Below are 17036 nucleotides of genomic sequence, written 5' to 3' on the forward strand. Positions count from 1 at the left end.
AGACGGCAGCGTTGATCGGATGCCCCAGACATTCGCTGCCGCGCCCGCTGGAAACCTCCTCGTTATTACGCGTCATTTTCATCGTGCAGTTTTTCAGATCTAACCCCGCCGGGCGCTGCGCCGGGCCGCCAACCACGTACACGCCGCAGGAGGCGTTATCCGCCACGGTATCAACAAATTGAATCGACCAGTCGCGAATACGGCTGCCGACCACTTCCAGTGCGGGCAGCACCCACTCGATGGCGTTAACCAGCTCATCAAACGTGGTGTCGGTCGCAGGCAGGTCGCGGTTCAGCACCAGCGCAATCTCCGCTTCAATCCGCGGTTGCAGCACGCGCTCAAACGGGATGGTGTCGTTATCGCCGTAACACATGTCGGCAAACAGCGTGCCGAAGTCGGGCTGACTGACCCCCAGTTGCTGCTGGACTTTCGGGTGCGTCAGCCCCACCTTGCGCCCAACCACGCGACGCCCCTGCGCCACGTCGTGCTGCACGTTGATGTGCTGAATGGCGTAGGCCGCCTCGGCGTTGTCCACACCAATCAATTCGCGCAGCGGGGCAATCGCGACACCCTGCTCCTGTGCCTGGCGTAAATCAGCGGCTAACTGTTCAAGATTACGATTCGTCATTTCCGTTCCTTAAGGTCGCGCGAGGAAGTTCAGCACCAGCTGATTAAAGGCGTCCGCATGTTCCCACTGCGCCCAGTGCCCGCAGTCGCGGTAAATGTGCAGCTCTGAACCCGCAATTCCGGCGAGCAGGCGCAGCCCGGCGTCCATCGGCACGAAGCGATCGTTGCGTCCCCAGACAATCAGAGTCTGGGCTTTGATCTCCGCCAGACGCGGACTAAAGTCCGGGAACTGTTTTGGATTGGCTTCCAGGCTCTGGACAAAGTTTTCCAGGTGATCGCGACGCGACAGCATGTTATTGAGTCGTGCCTCAAACAGCGCGTCGGTCAGGTCGCTGGTGTCGAACACAAAGATGTCCATCATCAACTTCAGATTCTCGATGGTCGGCTCGCGATACAGCTGGTTCAGGCGCTTGATGCCTTCAGTTGGCATCGGCGTAAACAGGCTCATACCGCCCGTCCCACCGCCCATCAGCACCAGCTTGCCCACGCGCTCCGGCCAGCTCAGGGTGAACGCCACGGCGCTGTGGCCGCCCATCGAGTTGCCCAGTAAGTGGACTTGCTGAAGATCCAGCTGATCGACCACACTTTTCAGGATGCGGGCGTTCAGATCTGATCGCGACCCGCGGTTAACGATCCCATCGCTTTTCCCCCAGCCCGGGCAATCCAACAGGATCACCCGGTAACCGGCCTCAACCAGCGGATCGATATTGCGGCTGAAGTTGGCCCAGCCCGTGGCGCCCGGGCCGGATCCGTGCAGCAGCACAACGGTCTCTTCGCCCTGCCCACAGTCATTGACATGTACGCGTAGGGTTTCGCCAGCTTCCTGCACCTCAAGAAAACGGCTGCTGGCGGCTTCGGTTTGCGGTTGGTAAGTCATGATGTTCTCCTGCATGTTCAGTTCTGTTTCAGTTCTATTTCAGTTCTGTGTGGCGGCGCTCAGCGAGCCAAATCCGGCGATCCACTCCGGGATCGGACGGTAGTAACGGCCTTCGCTGCGCCAGTGACCAAAAGCAGAAATAGCGGCGAAGGCGGCAACCCAGGTTTTCACTTCGTGCGTCGATTTGCCCGCCATCGCGGACAGCTCTTCGTTGCTGACGCCGTCTAGTTCCGCCAGACGCCCCTGCTCAAGCAGAGTCATAAAACGGTTATCCCAGACGGGGTTGAGCGGGTGCAGCGTGCTCTGATCTTCAACAAACTTTTCGGCGGCGCTGATCACCCGCTGCTGGCGTAGCTGGCGTTCGTTTTCTGGCAACTGCTTACCGCTGCCAAGCAGACGGTCGCGCATGTGGGCGTCGGCCTTCGCCAGCTCGGGCACCGGCGGCTGGTGCGACAGCCCACCGGAGCCTATAAACAGCACGCGTTTATTCAGCGAGCTGGTGAACCGACCAATCGCCTCGCCGAGCAGGCGAGTGCGCTGGAAGCCCGGCAGCGGCGTAGCGACGCCGTTAATAAACACCGGCAATACCGGGACCTTATCCAGTCCGCCGAGCAAAAACTCCAGCGGCTGAGCAAAGCCGTGATCGACCTGCATGTTGTACGACACGGCAAGATCGATGCCGCTTTTCATCACCGCGTGGGCGCAGGCTTCCGCGAGATCCGCCGGCACCGGCAGTTCTCCCGCCGCGCTGCCAAAATCACCGATCGCCGTGGCGCCAATGCCTAAGCAAAACGGCGGCATCACATCGTAGAAAAAACCGTTGTAGTGATCGGGGGCAAACAGCACCACCAGTTCGGGATCGAACGCCGCAATGCGCGCACGGGCGCTGGCGATCACCCCGTTGACCTCGTCGAGCACGGCCTGTGCCGGGTCGACATAGCCCACCAGCGGCGAGTGGGAAAGACAGTGAAGATAAGCGTGCATATCAGGCGACCTTTTCGACAGGAACCGCGACATGAGTGCGGGTGAGCGTCATCACCGACGCCAGTTTATTCAAGGTGCTGCCCAGGGTTTGCGGAATGGCAACCGCAGCAACGAAGCGATCCGGACGCATCACCACCAGCGCGGCGTTATGTTGGGCAAACCACGCGCGCAGGCGATTTTGCGTATCACCAATACGGATAACCCCGTCGTGGTTATCCTGTGAGGTATTGATCTGCGTGTCCGGCACCACCTGGATAAACCGCGTGCCGAGCGCGCGCCACAGCTGGATTTGCTCGTCACTCATACCCCACAGCGGATTACAGCCCCAGCCAATCACCGCAAAATTCGGCCCGATGACGTTGTCGAGCAGCGTCACGTCACCCGTTTCCAGCGTCACCTTTGGCTGAATAAACATCTTGCCGACCGGGGAGGCTTTCGCGTCGCCTTCACGCACCAGCGCCCCGACGTGATATTGCGGCATCGGCTTGAAGCGCATTTCGAGGAAGTAGCGTTTGACCGGCGGAATGTAGTTCAGCAGCCAGGAAATGCCGTCACGCACCGCGCCATGCCAGCGTTTCGGCGGTGCCAGCACATTACCCGCAGTCACAGACAAATCAATCATGGCTTTGGCGTGATCGCGGCGTTCCTGCTGGTAGGTGTCCAGCAGCGCATCACCGGCTTTGCCCTCAATGACCAGCGCCAGTTTCCACGCTAGGTTGAAGGCATCGCGCATGCCGCTGTTGTACCCCTGCCCCTGCCAGACCGGCATAATGTGTGCTGCATCGCCCGCCAGCAGCACGCGGTCAATACGAAAACGTTCGGCCAGACGGGCGTTATGGGTATACACGCGCTGGCGGATCAGCTCAACGTTGTCCGGGTTCGGCAACACTTTGCTCAGCAACTGGCGCATATTCTGCGGCTCGCTAAGCTGCGCTTCGGTTTCCCCCGGCATCACCATAAATTCAAAGCGGCGCACCGCGTGCGGCAGTGCGGCGGAGACATACGGACGCACCGGATCGCAGCACAGATACACGTGTGGGGTGCTGAGCGGATCATTGGCGATATCCACCACAATCCACTGATTTGGCGCGGTTTTACCTTCGAATGGCACATTCAGCGAGCGCCTGACGACGCTGCCGCCGCCATCGCAGGCCACCAGCCACTGGGCCTGCACCGTTTCACGCTGACCGTCCGGTGCCTTCAGGTTCAGCGTCACTTCGCCATCCTTCTGACTGAACGCCTCCAGCTCGCGAGAGAACAGGCAACGCACGTTGGGAAACCGCGACAGCCCTTCCAGCATCACCGCGTCTACCTGCGGCTGAATAAACGCATTACGGCGCGACCAGCCAAACTCGTCGGTCATTGGCTGGATATCAGCAAAGCAGCGGCCCTTGGGGGTAAGAAAGCGCATCGCATGCCATGGCGTGGTGTGCGGCAGCACGTTATCGACCAGACCGACGGACTGCAGGGTGCGCAGCGCTTCATCGTCAATGCCGATGGCGCGCGGATAGTCGATCAGCGCATCGAGCTTCTCCACCACCAGCACCTCAATGCCCATCTGGCCGAGATAGTTCGCCATCATCAGCCCCACCGGACCGGCTCCGGCAATCGCCACCTGCACGGTGTGTTGCACAGCGGGTTGGATATCCGGGTTTATCGTTGTCATTTCAGAACCTCACTACGCGGACAAAACGTCATGGCAGCCTCTGGAGAGACGCACCTGGCTTTGTTAAAAATATGTGAATAATTTTTTATTGTGCGGTCAGTATAGGAGGGTGTTTTTGCGCTACAATCAAAACATACCTGGATGTGCACTTAGTGCACTACGTTGTTTTATCTGTAGATTTGTCAACGAATATGAAAAGTGACGAGAGTACCGAATACAAAACCGTGCGCGGATTAACCCGCGGGTTAATGTTATTAAATATGTTAAACCGGCTCGACGGTGGGGCCAGCGTTGGTCTGCTGGCAGAGCTGAGCGGCCTGCACCGCACCACGGTCAGACGACTGCTGGAAACGTTGCAGGATGAGGGTTACGTCCGGCGCAGCCTGTCCGATGACAGCTTTCGCTTAACCATCAAAGTTCGTCAGCTCAGCGAGGGATTTCGTGACGAGCAGTGGATTTCCGCGCTGGCCGCGCCGCTGCTGGGGGATTTACTGCGCGAGGTCATCTGGCCGACCGACGTTTCCACGCTCGACGTCGATGCCATGGTGGTGCGTGAAACCACCCACCGCTTCAGCCGCCTGTCATTTCACCGGGCGATGGTCGGGCGTCGTCTACCGTTGCTGAAAACCGCCTCCGGCCTGACCTGGCTGGCGTTTTGTCCGGAGAATGAACGTCAGGAGCTGATCGAAATACTGGCATCGCGACCGGGAGAAGAATTCCAGCTGGCGCGCGAACCGCTGAAGCTGGACGCCATCCTGACCCGCGCGCGCAAAGACGGTTTTGGACAGAACTATCGCGGCTGGGATCAGGAGGAGAAAATCGCCTCTATCGCCGTGCCAATCCGCAGCGAACAGCGGGTGATCGGCTGCCTGAACCTGGTGTATATGGCCAGTGCGATGACCATCGAACAGGCCGCGGAAAAACACCTTCCGGCCTTACAAAAAGTGGCGAAGCAGATCGAAGACGGCGTGGCGTCGCAGGAGATTTTGGTTGCCGGGAGGTGAGATGGATCACATTTCCCCTCCCCCTCTGATTAAGAGCCACGTTCACTGCGCAATGTGTTGTCGTTATCTGCCAGCAGAGACGTTCGCGATTTACCGTTTCTGATTTTTCCATCAATACCAGGTTGAGGTTTACCAAACAGATAGCCTTGTGCGAAATCGCAGCCCAGAGCCTGAAGACTTTCCAGTTGTTCCTGCGTTTCAACCCCTTCTGCAACCGCCTTCATATTGAGAGATTTCGCCATACCGGTGATAAGTTTGATGATGTTAAGGGCGTCTTCCTGTGTAGATATCGAATGCACAAAGGACTTGTCTATTTTGATTTTGTCGAAGGCAAGCCTGCTCAGCCGCGAAAGCGAAGAGTATCCCGTACCAAAATCATCAATGGAGATTTTCACGCCCAGGGCTCTGAGCCTGTTAAGCGTATTCATCGGCGTATTGCTGTCAGTAAAGAGAGAGGATTCCGTCACTTCCAGTTCAAGACGGTCAGCCGGAAGCCCTGTTTCTTTCAGAATAGACAACACTATTCCGGCAAAGGCTTTGCTGCTTAGCTGGACAGGCGAGACATTGACTGAAATTTTAGCCGGAACCGCCCAGGAAGCCGCTTCCCTGCAGGCCATTTCAAGCACCGATTTCCCCATCTCATTAATCATTCCTGTTTTTTCAGCAACAGGAATAAAGCTATCCGGCGACAACAGGCCTTTAAGAGGGTGTATCCAGCGGATAAGGGCTTCATAGCTGTAAATTTCCCTGCTGAAAGAATCTACAATCGGCTGGTAATAAACCACGAATTCTTTATTCGCTATTGCCATCGCCATATCATGCTCAAGGGTTCTGCTTTCTTGCAACTTATCTAACATTCGTTGCCGGAAGACTTTTATCTTACCAGACCCTTCTTTTTTGGCTTCATATAGGGCGAGATCGGCAAATTTATAAAGATAGTCGGAGCGGCGTTCAGTTTCGGAAATAACAATGCCAACGCAGGTGGTAATGTTGATAATCGTGTTATAAATCGTGTAGGGCTGGTTGATAAATTCACATATTTTTTGCGCGCGAGAAACAGCATGACTCTCAGTCAGACCCGTCGAGAGAAACGCAAACTCATCCCCACCTAAGCGATAAAGCGTATCTGAAGTCAGGCTCATCGAAACCAGGCGATGGGATATCTGACGTAACAATGAATCACCGACATCATGACCATACGTATCATTGACCTCTTTGAATCGGTCTAAATCAAACAACATCACTGTCACAGAACTATTATTCTTTTCTGCCGTCTCGATGGTTTTATTTAAATCTTCCCAAAAAAGCTGTCGGTTATTCATCTCGGTAAGAGAATCATGGTAGACGTCATATTCCAGTTTTGTATTCTGGATTTGCAGTTTTTCTTTAGATTTCTGCAATTCTTCAGCAAGACGCTTAACCTGAAGATGCGCCTGCAAAATATTTCTGTTCTGATAGAATATCAGCACGCCCAGTATCGCACTCAGTATGATCAGCAGTACTGAGATCGCTGAATAAATATAGTACAGCGCTTGAATTTTGAGGTTTGTACTATTAATCGAGTTAACATCTTTATTTAGCGCACCGGATGAAAGGCGGCCTAGCGGCGCATCCAGCGCATGCATTTTTTTCAAGTATGTCTGGAGCTCTGAACGATTCATTTTCTCAAGATGAACATCCAGATAGTTAAGTGTGTTTTCCAGTTGTAAAGCCAGTTCACCATGCGCTTCATTATTTTGTATATAATGCCCCAACTCACCTTCTTTCATTAAATCATTCTGGCTGAGCATGATGTCGAGGCGCAGACGTACATCATCGAGGTTCATAGAATCATCGATAGTGTAAAGACCAAGCCATGACTCAAAACGGTAGTATTCTGATACCAGTTGTGCAGCGGACCATGAATCGGTGTAGTGAGTCAGTTTCTGTAACTCTTGTTGCCGTTCATGCACGAGGTAAGAGATATACCCGGTAGATATAAAAAGAGAAAATATGATGCCCGCCAGTATTCTGTTCATGATGTTCTTCTGAACTCCTACTCAATATTCATTCTGCTGACCTGCCATGCTGAGCGTGCATAAAAAACCTGATTATTCAGTTCAGGCATGCTGTCATAGGGGTACACAATGAATAAAGGACCTTTATCACGGACGCGAATGTATTTTTCGTTGATTTTTACAGCAAGGATAACATTATATTTTTTGAAATCACTGAGTGGGATAATCGTGGTGTAGTCATTGAGCGCGGTGACCTTAACCACAGAACCTTTCGCGCCAACATAATCCATGAGCTTTTGCAGTGGAATACCCGTAAAGGTAGTGCGTCCATTATACCAGGGCGAGGTGGTCTGGAAACTGACCATGCCCAGCTTCTCAAGGCTGGCAATATCAAAAACGGCTTTCCCGTCTTCATTTGTATTTTCTATATTACCGGACAGCGTTAAAAGGGCTTTACCGGCAGGTTTAGAAAGTTCACCCGCCCAGAGCTGTGTGGTGACGACAAAGCTTAACAACATAACAATTAATCGCATTTTAACCTCGCCTGCCGACCGGATGTAAACGAATTATAATTTAGTTATAATGCTATTTACATATGCTGCCTGGATATTATTGGTGCAATAAACCCATTCATATTTTAAATCATCAAAATCAACAGGTTAACCATCACTCCATTTTTATACTAATTAATAGCTCAGACAATGTCCGCCTGCCACCATGCAGGCAAAAAAAAACCGAAACCCCGCTCATAGAATGAGCAGAATTTCGGCACACGTTCAGCCTGGAGCGCTTTAGACTTTAAGCAGCTTTACCGTTTCTTCGATGTCTATCTCATCTTCCGAGAAGATCAGCGTCGTACCCTGGAAGGTAGTAATGGCCAGCTTTTTCAGCGAACGCATTTCGCCAGGCTTGACGTCTGACTTCGGCTTGATGCTGTTCATCAGCGCGCCCACGGACAGTACCGCATTTTCTTTATCAATGCGGGTTTCAACCGGCACTTCTTCGCTATACACCACCCAGGACTTGATCGCCGTGAGTTTCAGACGCTCACCCGCGATATAGATGTATTTGCTGTCGGGCACCACTTTCACCGCATAGGCTGACAGGCCTTTGTTGTTAGTGGTCGGCTCGAAGGTCACCGCCGCGTCTTTCTTGATCAGCTCAGGATTAGCAACCTTAATCACATGAAAATAGCGGTTATCGCCGTTTTCATCTTTGATAAATCCAAAGCCTTTATCTTTAAACCACGTTGTGATTGTTCCGTTCATTGCTGTTTCCGCCTGATTAAAACGTCATACTCGTAAATTTGCGCGCAGTGTAAAACATCGGCCACGTCTTTGGCTACTCGTTGCCCCAGCGGTTGAGGAACTCGGCGATATCATCGATACGCTGTGCGTCGATCCCGGCAACGGTTGCCATCTCCTGCTGCGCGTCTTCGCCGATCTCTTCGTTGTTCATCAAACGGACGATCAGCTGTTGGAAGTAGTGCGCCAGCGCGTCGCGTTCTGCGTCGCTAACCGGCTTTGCGGCCTCGGTCGCGTACTCGTCGGCGATATCATAATATTTTAGCGGAATGTCGTTGTTCATCAGGTGCTCCGGGGTGAATGCGTGTGCCAGCAGTTGTCTGCCGCGTCTGAGGTGAATGATAGCATTCTTATTTCACCGTTAGCGATCTGTTTTATTGACTGCAATATGTTTCATATATTCGCAGGTAAAATAGTGTAGTAACGCAGGGACAATCAGATTATTTTAAGTCTAACACTCTCAATAATTCGAGTTGTACGAAGGTGATAAGTGGTCATCCAACGATGAGGCTATTGCGGAAATATCAATAGAACACCAGTAATGAAAGATTGCATTGTTATTATATCAAAATACACGAGAGAATTATCGGGTTACCTTATAGGAGTTAACGTGGTTAATATAAATAACGATTCCTCTATAGGCCTGATAAGCGAAGCGCCATCAGGCCGTGGCTCGTAGCCTCTCGTTGCCGGATGACGGGCAAGCCCTGTATCCGGCCCGTACACAACTACGCATGTCAGAGATACTGTTTTTTCCCTAACAGATCTCGATTGTAGTTGCACTCCGGTAAAGATTTCATTTCCGGAGAGGTGTCTTTACTCAGATCAACAATTCGAACGTCGTTATTGTCATTACTAATTTCGTACGTATGACCTTTATTAGCAAGGAACGAACCTGAATAGGTTTGTCCCAGGTCGATACCATGCATGCTGCGCTCTTCCCGCTTCCACCATACTTTATAGGTGAACCCAGGTTGGATGGTATATTCCTGATAGCTTTTGGCCGCAAAATCAGCGGAAGGCGGCGCAATACCATTAACAGCCTTAGAGGTTCTGACTTTAATACCAACAATGGCAACTTTCGATGTTATTCCATACGCTTTTTCTGACTTCCAACAGTTCCCGGCAGGGATCTGTTTTTCTATTCTGTACGGCGTAGGTTGCAACGTATTTTCAACACGTATGTAAGCCGCATCACTGCCGGTATAATCGGGTAGCGTATCAGAAAAATCAACGCTACATCCCGTCAGAACCATGGTCGTTAATAAAATACTTAAGCCTTTAATCATTCGTCATACTCCCTGTTTTTTTGAGTACGTCTCTGTCAGTCCTGCAGAAATATACCGACTACAGATTATCGGCAGTAGCCGAAAAATAATTAATTATGATATCACCAGCAATAAGGGTCAGCGATTGGCCCAATCCCATCGCTAGTCGCCCATTTGCCCACATTCATCTTCTGGACAACACTCCAGGATGACACCACTGACCCAACACGTGGAGCAAACACCATGAACATCACGCAAATCCGTAATGCCACACTGCACATCACCTTTGGCGGCAAGACCTTCCTCGTTGATCCAATGCTGGCCCCGAAAGGTGCGTATCCGGGTTTTGCCGGAACGGCGCGCGCAGAGATCCGCAATCCGACCGTGGAGCTGCCCGTTGACATCGACACCCTGCTTAACGTCGATGCGCTGATCGTCACCCATCTGCATGAAGATCACTGGGACGAGGTTGCCGCGCGCGTTGTGCCGAAAGACAAGCCGATCTACGTACAAAATGATCAGGATGCGCAGGTGCTGCGAGGACAGGGGTTCACCCAACTGAGCGTATTGACAGAAAATACCGCGCTGGGGGACATCACCCTGCGTAAAACCGGCGGCCAGCACGGGTCGGATCGCGCCTACGCCGTGCCGCAAATGGCAGAACGCCTGGGTGACGCCTGCGGAGTTATCTTCCAGCATACTGCAGAAAAAACGCTGTATCTGGTTGGCGATACTATCTGGCGCGATGAGGTAGAGGCCAATATGCAGACCTTCCAGCCTGATGTCGTGGTACTGAACGCCGGTTTTGCCCACGTCATCGGCTTTGGGCCGATCATTATGGGCGCGGAAGATGTGCTAAAAACCCACTTTGTGCTGCCTGAAGCGCAGATTGTGGCGACCCATATGGAGGCCATTAACCACTGCCTGCTGACGCGCGCGGCGCTAAAAGAATATGCGTTCGACAACCAGATTGCGCAATTCGTCAACGTGCCGGAAGATGGGGAAACCCTGACCTTTTAATGCCAACAGAGGAATCGTATGCGCCCGCTTACCGTCGCCATTGTCGCCGTGGAAGATTTCAGCCCGTTTCATTTTTCGGTGCCGTGCATAATTTTCAGTGACAAAATGGCGGCGAAAAAGCGCTTTGAGGTGCAGATATGCGCCGAAAATCCCGGCATCGTCTCTTCACAGGATGGCTTCTCCGTCACCGCCTCTCACGGTTATGAGGCGGTGACGGCAGCCGATATTGTGGTGGTCCCCTACTGGGGCACTACCGGGCATCGCCCGCCGCAGGGTCTGCTCAATGCCCTCAATTGCGCGCGGCAAAACGGCGCACAGATTGTCGGGCTGTGTCTGGGCGCGTTTGTCCTCGGCTACGCGGGCCTGTTAGACGGAAAGCGGGCCGCGACGCACTGGGAATTTGAGCAAGATTTTCAGACGCGCTTCCCGGCGGCGCGTCTGGATATCAACGCCCTGTACGTTGATGACGACGGTATTATTACCTCGGCAGGTACCGCCGCCGCACTGGATTGCTGCTTGTACGTCATTCGCCAGCACTTTGGCAGCACAGTAGCGAACCAGATTGCCCGACGGATGATTGTGCCACCGCACCGCGAAGGGGGACAGGCGCAGTTTATTGAGCAGCCGGTGGCGAAAAATACCCAGGATCAGCGCATTAACACCCTGCTCGATTATTTACGCCAGCACCTCCATGAGCAGCATAACCTCGACACGCTGGCGCAGCGGGTGATGATGAGCCGTCGCACCCTAACCCGCCATTTTATGAAGGCCACCGGGTCAAGCGTGGCTGAATGGCTTATTACCGAGCGCCTGCGACGCAGCCAGGAGCTGCTGGAGTCCAGTTCGTTACCCGTCGAACGTATTGCTGAACAGGTCGGTTTTCTCTCTCCGGTCACCTGGCGCCAGCATTTTAAAGCCCACTTCGGCGTCAGCCCGGCTGAATGGCGCAAGACCTTCCGCGGCGCAGCGTAAACAGGCTCAGCCTCTTTTTTGCGCCAGCCACACCGTATGCCCGGTGCACTGTGGGTCTTCCATGATCACGTCAATGACCTCAAAGCCGTGCGCGGACAACAATGCACGGTACTCATCGGGCGCCAGGCTTGCATGAAACAGCGGCTCACCTTCAAATTGCCCCATTGCGATGCCGTTTCCGGTACCGCTGGTGAACATCAGCGCGCTGCCGGGATGACTGAGCTGGTCAAAGATCGGGAACATCCTGTGTTGGTCCTGCTGGGGTAAATGGAAAAAGCTGTCCCACGCAATCAGGCCATCAAAGGTGCCATCAAGCGCGAGCTCACGCATATCCTGCTCCAGCCAGCACTGGTCGGGAAAAGATTGCCGGGCGCGCGCCAGCATCGCCGCGGAACCATCCACTCCTGTTAGGTGAAAGCCTTGCCGGATAAAATACCCGGCAATCGGCTGACCGTTCCCACAGCCGATATCCACAATACTGCCCTTCCCGCCCATTACCGCGATGAACTTATCCAGCCACGGTTTTTCAAACAGCGTGCGTGAACGCTGGCTGGCAAAGGCATCAGCATGGCGTCGGTAGATAGACAGAATGTTCTGGGCCGCAGAGTCGCTCACGATTTCCTCACTGTTTTACTCGTTCTGCCATCATGTTAAGCATAAAGACGCCATGCCCGCTATCACGCGTCACTGGCCCTGGAATGCGCCTCGCAGAACCCAACCACAAATACGCCAAAACCCTACGTGCTGTGGCATGATAGCGCGTGGATAACGTAATGAAGGGTGAAGAATGTGAAACCGGTAACGCTATACGATGTGGCAGACCATGCAGGTGTCTCTTACCAGACCGTCTCGCGCGTCGTGAATCAGGCCAGCCACGTTTCCGCCAAAACCCGTCAGAAAGTTGAGGCCGCGATGGCGGAGCTCAATTACATCCCCAACCGCGTTGCCCAGCAGTTGGCCGGTAAACAAACGCCATTGATTGGCGTGGCGACGGCGAACCTTGCCCTGCACGCGCCCTCGCAAATCGTTGCGGCTATAAAATCCCGTGCCGACCAGTCCGGGGCCAGCGTGGTGATCGCCATGGTCGAGCGTAGCGGCGTAGACGCCTGCAAAGCAGCGGTGCATAACCTGCTCTCCCAGCGGGTGACTGGGCTTATCATCAACTATCCGCTGGATGAAGACGACGCAATTGCCGTCGCCGCCGCCTGCGGTACGGTGCCGGTGCTATTTCTGGACGTCTCTGACCAGTCGCCGGTTAACAGCGTGATTTTCTCCCATGATGACGGCGCACGCCTCGGCGTTGAGCACCTGATCCAGCACGGGCATCAGCGTATCGCCCTGCTGGCCGGACCGCACAGCTCAGTCTCGGCGCGGTTACGGCATGCGGGCTGGCATAAGTATCTGGCGCACTATCAGCAGCAACCCGTCGCGGAACTGGAAGGCGACTGGAGCGCAATGTCCGGCTTTACACAAACCATGCAGATGCTGAACGACGGCGTCATCCCGACCGCCATGCTGGTTGCCAACGATCAAATGGCGCTGGGCGCGATGCGGGCCATCAGCGAGTCCGGCCTGCGGGTGGCGACCGATATCTCGGTGATTGGCTACGACGATACCGAAGACAGCTCCTGTTATATCCCGCCACTCACGACCATCAAGCAGGATTTTCCGACGCTCGGGCAAACCAGCGTCGATAAACTGCTGCAGCTTTCACAGGAGGGTGAGAGCCTCGGCAATCAACTCCTGCCGGTGACGCTGGTCGAGCGTAAAACGGTGCTGCCCCCGAACAGACAACAGGCAACGCCGCAGGCACTGGCGGAGTCGCTGATGCAGCTGGCACGTCAGGTTTCTCGGCTGTAACGTCTCCACAGCGAGCGCTCACATCTGCTGTTACTGAGCTGAATTACTGTGAGTCAGCTCACTGATTACCCACCCCATCCTTTACAGGATAATCTCAATCCTCGTATGTTCAGTTAAATTGTGAGCGGATAACAAATTTACACAGGATACTGCCATGACCCTGAACACGGATTCACTCGCCGCCGTACTGGCACGTCGCGACTGGGAAAACCCCGGCGTCACTCAGCTTAATCGTCTTGAAGCGCACCCGCCGTTTTGCAGCTGGCGCTCTGCGCAGGACGCCCGTAACAATCACCATTCGGCACAGTTACAGTCGCTGAACGGTGAGTGGAAGTTTGCCTGGTTTGCCTCACCTGAAGCGGTGCCGGAAAGCTGGCTTGCGGGCGATTTGCCGCAGGCCGATAGCGTAACCGTACCGTCTAACTGGCAAATGGACGGTTACGACGCGCCGATCTACTCCAACATTACCTACCCGTTCCCGGTCAATCCGCCGCACGTTCCAACGGAGAATCCGACAGGATGTTACTCGCTCACATTCAAAGTGGATGCCGCGTGGCGACAGACGGGACAGACGCGCATTATTTTTGACGGCGTGAACTCAGCGTTTCATCTGTGGTGCAATGGCCGCTGGGTCGGCTACGGGCAGGACAGCCGCCTGCCGTCCGAGTTTGATCTCAGTGATTTCCTGAGCGACGGCGAAAACCGTCTGACGGTGATGGTGCTGCGCTGGAGCGACGGCAGCTATCTGGAAGATCAGGACATGTGGCGCATGAGCGGTATCTTCCGCGACGTCTCGCTGCTGCATAAGCCGGACACGCAGATCCGCGACCTGCGTATCCACACCCGTTTTAACGATGATTTCAGCCGCGCGGTGCTGGAAGCCGACGTCAGAATGGCGGGCGAGCCGCGCGATGATTTACGTGTGACGCTGCAACTGTGGCAAGGCGATACGCTGACCGGTGAAGCCACTTCGCCTTTTGGTAGGGAGATTATTGATGAGCGCGGCGCGTATGCCGATCGCACCACTCTGCGCCTGAACGTTGAACGTCCGGCGCTGTGGAGCGCTGAAACCCCGAATCTGTACCGCGCGGTAGTGCTGCTACATACCGCCGACGGCACGTTGATTGAAGCCGAAGCCTGCGACGTTGGCTTCCGCCAGGTCAGCATTGAAAACGGTCTGCTGTTGCTCAATGGGCAGCCGCTGCTGATCCGCGGCGCCAACCGTCATGAACATCACCCACAAAACGGTCAGGTGATGGATGAAGAAACGATGGTGCAGGACATCGTCCTGATGAAGCAAAACAACTTTAACGCCGTGCGCTGCTCGCATTATCCAAATCATCCGTTGTGGTACACCCTGTGCGACCGCTACGGCCTGTACGTGGTGGATGAAGCCAATATCGAAACCCACGGCATGGTGCCGATGAACCGCCTGAGCGATGACCCCACCTGGCTTCCGGCGATGAGCCAGCGCGTGACGCGCATGGTGCAGCGCGACCGCAACCATCCGAGCATTATTATCTGGTCACTGGGCAACGAATCCGGGCACGGCGCAAATCACGACGCTCTCTACCGTTGGCTGAAATCCGAAGACCCGTCCCGCCCGGTGCAGTATGAAGGCGGCGGGGCGGATACCGCTGCGACCGACATTATTTGCCCAATGTATGCCCGCGTTGACCAGGACCAACCCTTCCCGGCGGTACCGAAATGGTCTATCAAAAAATGGCTGTCGATGCCCGGCGAGCAGCGCCCGCTGATCCTCTGCGAATACGCCCACGCGATGGGGAACAGTCTCGGGGGTTACGCCAAATACTGGCAGGCATTCCGCCAGTATCCGCGTCTGCAGGGTGGATTTGTCTGGGATTGGGTCGATCAGTCGCTGACAAAATATGACGACAACGGCAACCCGTGGTCAGCCTACGGCGGCGATTTTGGCGACACGCCGAATGACCGCCAGTTCTGCATGGACGGGCTGGTATTTGCCGATCGCACGCCGCATCCGTCGCTGTATGAAGCCAAACACGCGCAGCAGTTTTTCCAGTTTACGCTGTTGCCGGGCGACGAACGCCAGATTGAAGTGCGTAGCGAATACCTGTTCCGCCGCAGCGATAACGAAATCCTGCACTGGTCTCTCGCCCAGGACGGCAATCTGCTGGCCACCGGCGAGGTCACGCTGGATATCGCCCCGCAGGGTTGTCAGCGGGTTACCCTGCCGGATCTCCCCATGCCGGACACCGCCGGTCAGCTGTGGCTGACCGTGCGCGTGGAACAACCTCAGGCCACCGCGTGGTCAGACGCCGGGCATATCAGCGCCTGGCAGCAATGGAAGCTGGAAGAGAAACTCAGCCTGACGCTCCCCCCACGCGCCAGCGCCGTGCCACAGCTCACCGTCAGTGACGATACATTCGCGGTGACCGTCAGCGATAAACGTTGGGAATTCTGTCGTCAATCAGGATTGCTGACGCAATACTGGCTGGGCGGCGACGCGCAACTGTTAAGCCCGCTCATTGACCAGTTCACCCGCGCGCCGCTGGATAACGACATTGGAGTCAGCGAAGTGACGCGCATCGACCCTAACGCCTGGGTCGAACGCTGGAAAGCCGCCGGCCATTATCGCGCAGAACCTCAGCGGGTGTTGTGCGAAGCCGAATCCCTGTCGGAAAGCGTGCTGATTACCACCGCGCACGCCTGGCTGTATCAGGGCGAAACGCTGTTTATCAGCCGCAAGTCCTACCGTATCGACGGCCATGGCAAGATGCATATCACGGTGGATGTCGATGTCGCCAACGGAACGCCGCACCCGGCACGTATCGGCCTCAGCTGCCAACTGGCGCAGGTTGCCGAACGCGTAAACTGGTTAGGTCTCGGCCCGCATGAGAACTACCCGGATCGCCTGAGCGCGGCCTGTTTTGACCGTTGGGATCTGTCGCTGGATGAGATGTATACCCCTTACGTCTTCCCGAGCGAAAACGGCCTGCGCTGCGGTACGCGCGAGCTGCGCTACGGGGCACATCAGTGGTGTGGTGACTTCCAGTTCAACATCAGCCGCTACAGCCAAAAACAGTTAATGGAAACCAGCCATCGCCATCTGCTGTCGCCGGAGGCGGGAACCTGGCTCAATATTGACGGCTTCCATATGGGCGTCGGCGGGGATGATTCGTGGAGCCCTTCCGTTTCCCCGGAGTTTCTGCTGAGCACAGGGCGTTATCACTACCAGGTTATCTGGGGCTAAACATAATAATAATGGGCAGGTTACGACCTGCCCTTATTTTGCCTGAGGAAGTCTATTATGTATTATTTAAAAAACACTAACTTCTGGATGTTCGGTTTCTTCTTCTTCTTTTACTTTTTTATTATGGGTGCTTATTTCCCTTTCTTCCCGATTTGGTTACACGATATCAACCATATCAGTAAAGGCGATACGGTAATGACTCCAACTTACTGATAGTGTTTTATG

15 protein-coding genes and 1 pseudogene are annotated in these 17036 nt (G+C 54.6%); 6 read left to right on the plus strand and 10 right to left on the minus strand.

What is annotated here, in order from left to right; translation table 11 throughout:
- From mhpD to FDX01_RS21520, 4 genes are all read right to left on the minus strand, one after another.
- The coding region (gene mhpD / locus FDX01_RS21505; RefSeq protein ID WP_249361031.1) for a 2-keto-4-pentenoate hydratase at positions 1–628 on the minus strand (628 nt) is incomplete at its 3' end.
- Positions 629–637: 9 nt separating this feature from the next.
- A complete protein-coding gene (gene mhpC, locus FDX01_RS21510; protein ID WP_096758137.1) occupies positions 638–1504 on the minus strand; it encodes a 2-hydroxy-6-oxonona-2,4-dienedioate hydrolase in 867 nt (288 codons plus the stop codon).
- A gap of 39 nt (positions 1505–1543) precedes the next feature.
- Positions 1544–2488, minus strand: a complete 945-nt coding sequence (gene mhpB / locus FDX01_RS21515) for a 2,3-dihydroxyphenylpropionate/2,3-dihydroxicinnamic acid 1,2-dioxygenase (RefSeq protein ID WP_137400431.1) — start codon at positions 2486–2488, stop codon at positions 1544–1546.
- A gap of 1 nt (position 2489) precedes the next feature.
- The gene (locus tag FDX01_RS21520) at positions 2490–4154 is read right to left on the minus strand and encodes a bifunctional 3-(3-hydroxy-phenyl)propionate/3-hydroxycinnamic acid hydroxylase (RefSeq protein ID WP_096758139.1); all 1665 of its coding nucleotides are present in this window, start codon (positions 4152–4154) and stop codon (positions 2490–2492) included.
- A 191-nt stretch (positions 4155–4345) separates the two neighbouring features.
- Between FDX01_RS21520 and FDX01_RS21525 the strand changes: the two genes are divergently transcribed.
- The gene (locus tag FDX01_RS21525; protein WP_135912487.1) at positions 4346–5158 is read left to right on the plus strand and encodes a DNA-binding transcriptional regulator; all 813 of its coding nucleotides are present in this window, start codon (positions 4346–4348) and stop codon (positions 5156–5158) included.
- Between the two features lie 29 nt (positions 5159–5187).
- On the opposite strand, the gene FDX01_RS21530 is transcribed toward FDX01_RS21525, so the two are convergent.
- The 5 genes from FDX01_RS21530 to FDX01_RS21550 all read right to left on the minus strand — a co-directional run bounded on the left by FDX01_RS21530 (position 5188) and on the right by FDX01_RS21550 (position 9748).
- Positions 5188–7176: a GGDEF domain-containing phosphodiesterase gene (locus FDX01_RS21530; protein ID WP_137400432.1), complete on the minus strand. Its 1989-nt coding sequence runs from the start codon at positions 7174–7176 to the stop codon at positions 5188–5190.
- Between the two features lie 17 nt (positions 7177–7193).
- Positions 7194–7688 carry a molybdopterin-dependent oxidoreductase gene (locus tag FDX01_RS21535; protein WP_137400433.1) on the minus strand — a complete coding sequence of 165 codons (495 nt, stop codon included), beginning with the start codon at positions 7686–7688 and terminating at the stop codon, positions 7194–7196.
- Between the two features lie 258 nt (positions 7689–7946).
- Positions 7947–8423, minus strand: coding sequence for a cold shock domain-containing protein (locus FDX01_RS21540; RefSeq protein WP_096758143.1), 477 nt, complete (start codon positions 8421–8423; stop codon positions 7947–7949).
- 73 nt (positions 8424–8496) lie between these two features.
- Positions 8497–8742 (minus strand): YmjA family protein, encoded by a 246-nt coding sequence (locus tag FDX01_RS21545; RefSeq protein WP_115259298.1) that lies wholly within the window; start codon positions 8740–8742, stop codon positions 8497–8499.
- Positions 8743–9196: 454 nt separating this feature from the next.
- The gene (locus tag FDX01_RS21550; RefSeq protein WP_135912490.1) at positions 9197–9748 is read right to left on the minus strand and encodes a hypothetical protein; all 552 of its coding nucleotides are present in this window, start codon (positions 9746–9748) and stop codon (positions 9197–9199) included.
- Between the two features lie 222 nt (positions 9749–9970).
- On the opposite strand from FDX01_RS21550, the gene FDX01_RS21555 reads away from it, so the two are divergent.
- Together FDX01_RS21555 and FDX01_RS21560 are read left to right on the plus strand one after the other, a co-directional pair.
- Positions 9971–10747, plus strand: a complete 777-nt coding sequence (locus FDX01_RS21555; RefSeq protein WP_115259307.1) for an MBL fold metallo-hydrolase — start codon at positions 9971–9973, stop codon at positions 10745–10747.
- An 18-nt stretch (positions 10748–10765) separates the two neighbouring features.
- A complete protein-coding gene (locus tag FDX01_RS21560; RefSeq protein WP_115259309.1) occupies positions 10766–11719 on the plus strand; it encodes a helix-turn-helix domain-containing protein in 954 nt (317 codons plus the stop codon).
- Between the two features lie 6 nt (positions 11720–11725).
- On the opposite strand, the gene FDX01_RS21565 is transcribed toward FDX01_RS21560, so the two are convergent.
- A complete protein-coding gene (locus FDX01_RS21565) occupies positions 11726–12334 on the minus strand; it encodes a class I SAM-dependent methyltransferase (protein WP_117342080.1) in 609 nt (202 codons plus the stop codon).
- 174 nt (positions 12335–12508) lie between these two features.
- On the opposite strand from FDX01_RS21565, the gene FDX01_RS21570 reads away from it, so the two are divergent.
- The 3 genes and pseudogenes from FDX01_RS21570 to FDX01_RS21580 form a co-directional block, all read left to right on the plus strand.
- Entirely contained in the window at positions 12509–13579 is a 1071-nt protein-coding gene (locus FDX01_RS21570; protein WP_137400434.1) for a LacI family DNA-binding transcriptional regulator, read from the plus strand.
- Between the two features lie 154 nt (positions 13580–13733).
- A complete protein-coding gene (locus tag FDX01_RS21575) occupies positions 13734–16811 on the plus strand; it encodes a beta-galactosidase (protein ID WP_137400435.1) in 3078 nt (1025 codons plus the stop codon).
- A 57-nt stretch (positions 16812–16868) separates the two neighbouring features.
- Positions 16869–17003: pseudogene (locus FDX01_RS21580) on the plus strand (MFS transporter); the annotation flags it as partial.
- Between the last annotated feature and the right edge of the window lie 33 nt (positions 17004–17036).

It is taken from the genome of Citrobacter sp. wls613 (assembly GCF_005281195.1).
Taxonomy (GTDB): domain Bacteria; phylum Pseudomonadota; class Gammaproteobacteria; order Enterobacterales; family Enterobacteriaceae; genus Citrobacter; species Citrobacter gillenii.

Excerpts from the sequence above, each read along its gene's own strand:
- mhpC (WP_096758137.1), bottom strand. The coding sequence starts at position 1,504 with ATGACTTACCAACCGCAAACCGAAGCCGCCAGCAGCCGTTTTCTTGAG.
- mhpB (WP_137400431.1), bottom strand. The coding sequence starts at position 2,488 with ATGCACGCTTATCTTCACTGTCTTTCCCACTCGCCGCTGGTGGGCTAT.
- FDX01_RS21520 (WP_096758139.1), bottom strand. The coding sequence starts at position 4,154 with ATGACAACGATAAACCCGGATATCCAACCCGCTGTGCAACACACCGTG.
- FDX01_RS21525 (WP_135912487.1), top strand. The coding sequence starts at position 4,346 with ATGAAAAGTGACGAGAGTACCGAATACAAAACCGTGCGCGGATTAACC.
- FDX01_RS21530 (WP_137400432.1), bottom strand. The coding sequence starts at position 7,176 with ATGAACAGAATACTGGCGGGCATCATATTTTCTCTTTTTATATCTACC.
- FDX01_RS21535 (WP_137400433.1), bottom strand. The coding sequence starts at position 7,688 with ATGCGATTAATTGTTATGTTGTTAAGCTTTGTCGTCACCACACAGCTC.
- FDX01_RS21540 (WP_096758143.1), bottom strand. The coding sequence starts at position 8,423 with ATGAACGGAACAATCACAACGTGGTTTAAAGATAAAGGCTTTGGATTT.
- FDX01_RS21545 (WP_115259298.1), bottom strand. The coding sequence starts at position 8,742 with ATGAACAACGACATTCCGCTAAAATATTATGATATCGCCGACGAGTAC.
- FDX01_RS21550 (WP_135912490.1), bottom strand. The coding sequence starts at position 9,748 with ATGATTAAAGGCTTAAGTATTTTATTAACGACCATGGTTCTGACGGGA.
- FDX01_RS21555 (WP_115259307.1), top strand. The coding sequence starts at position 9,971 with ATGAACATCACGCAAATCCGTAATGCCACACTGCACATCACCTTTGGC.
- FDX01_RS21560 (WP_115259309.1), top strand. The coding sequence starts at position 10,766 with ATGCGCCCGCTTACCGTCGCCATTGTCGCCGTGGAAGATTTCAGCCCG.
- FDX01_RS21575 (WP_137400435.1), top strand. The coding sequence starts at position 13,734 with ATGACCCTGAACACGGATTCACTCGCCGCCGTACTGGCACGTCGCGAC.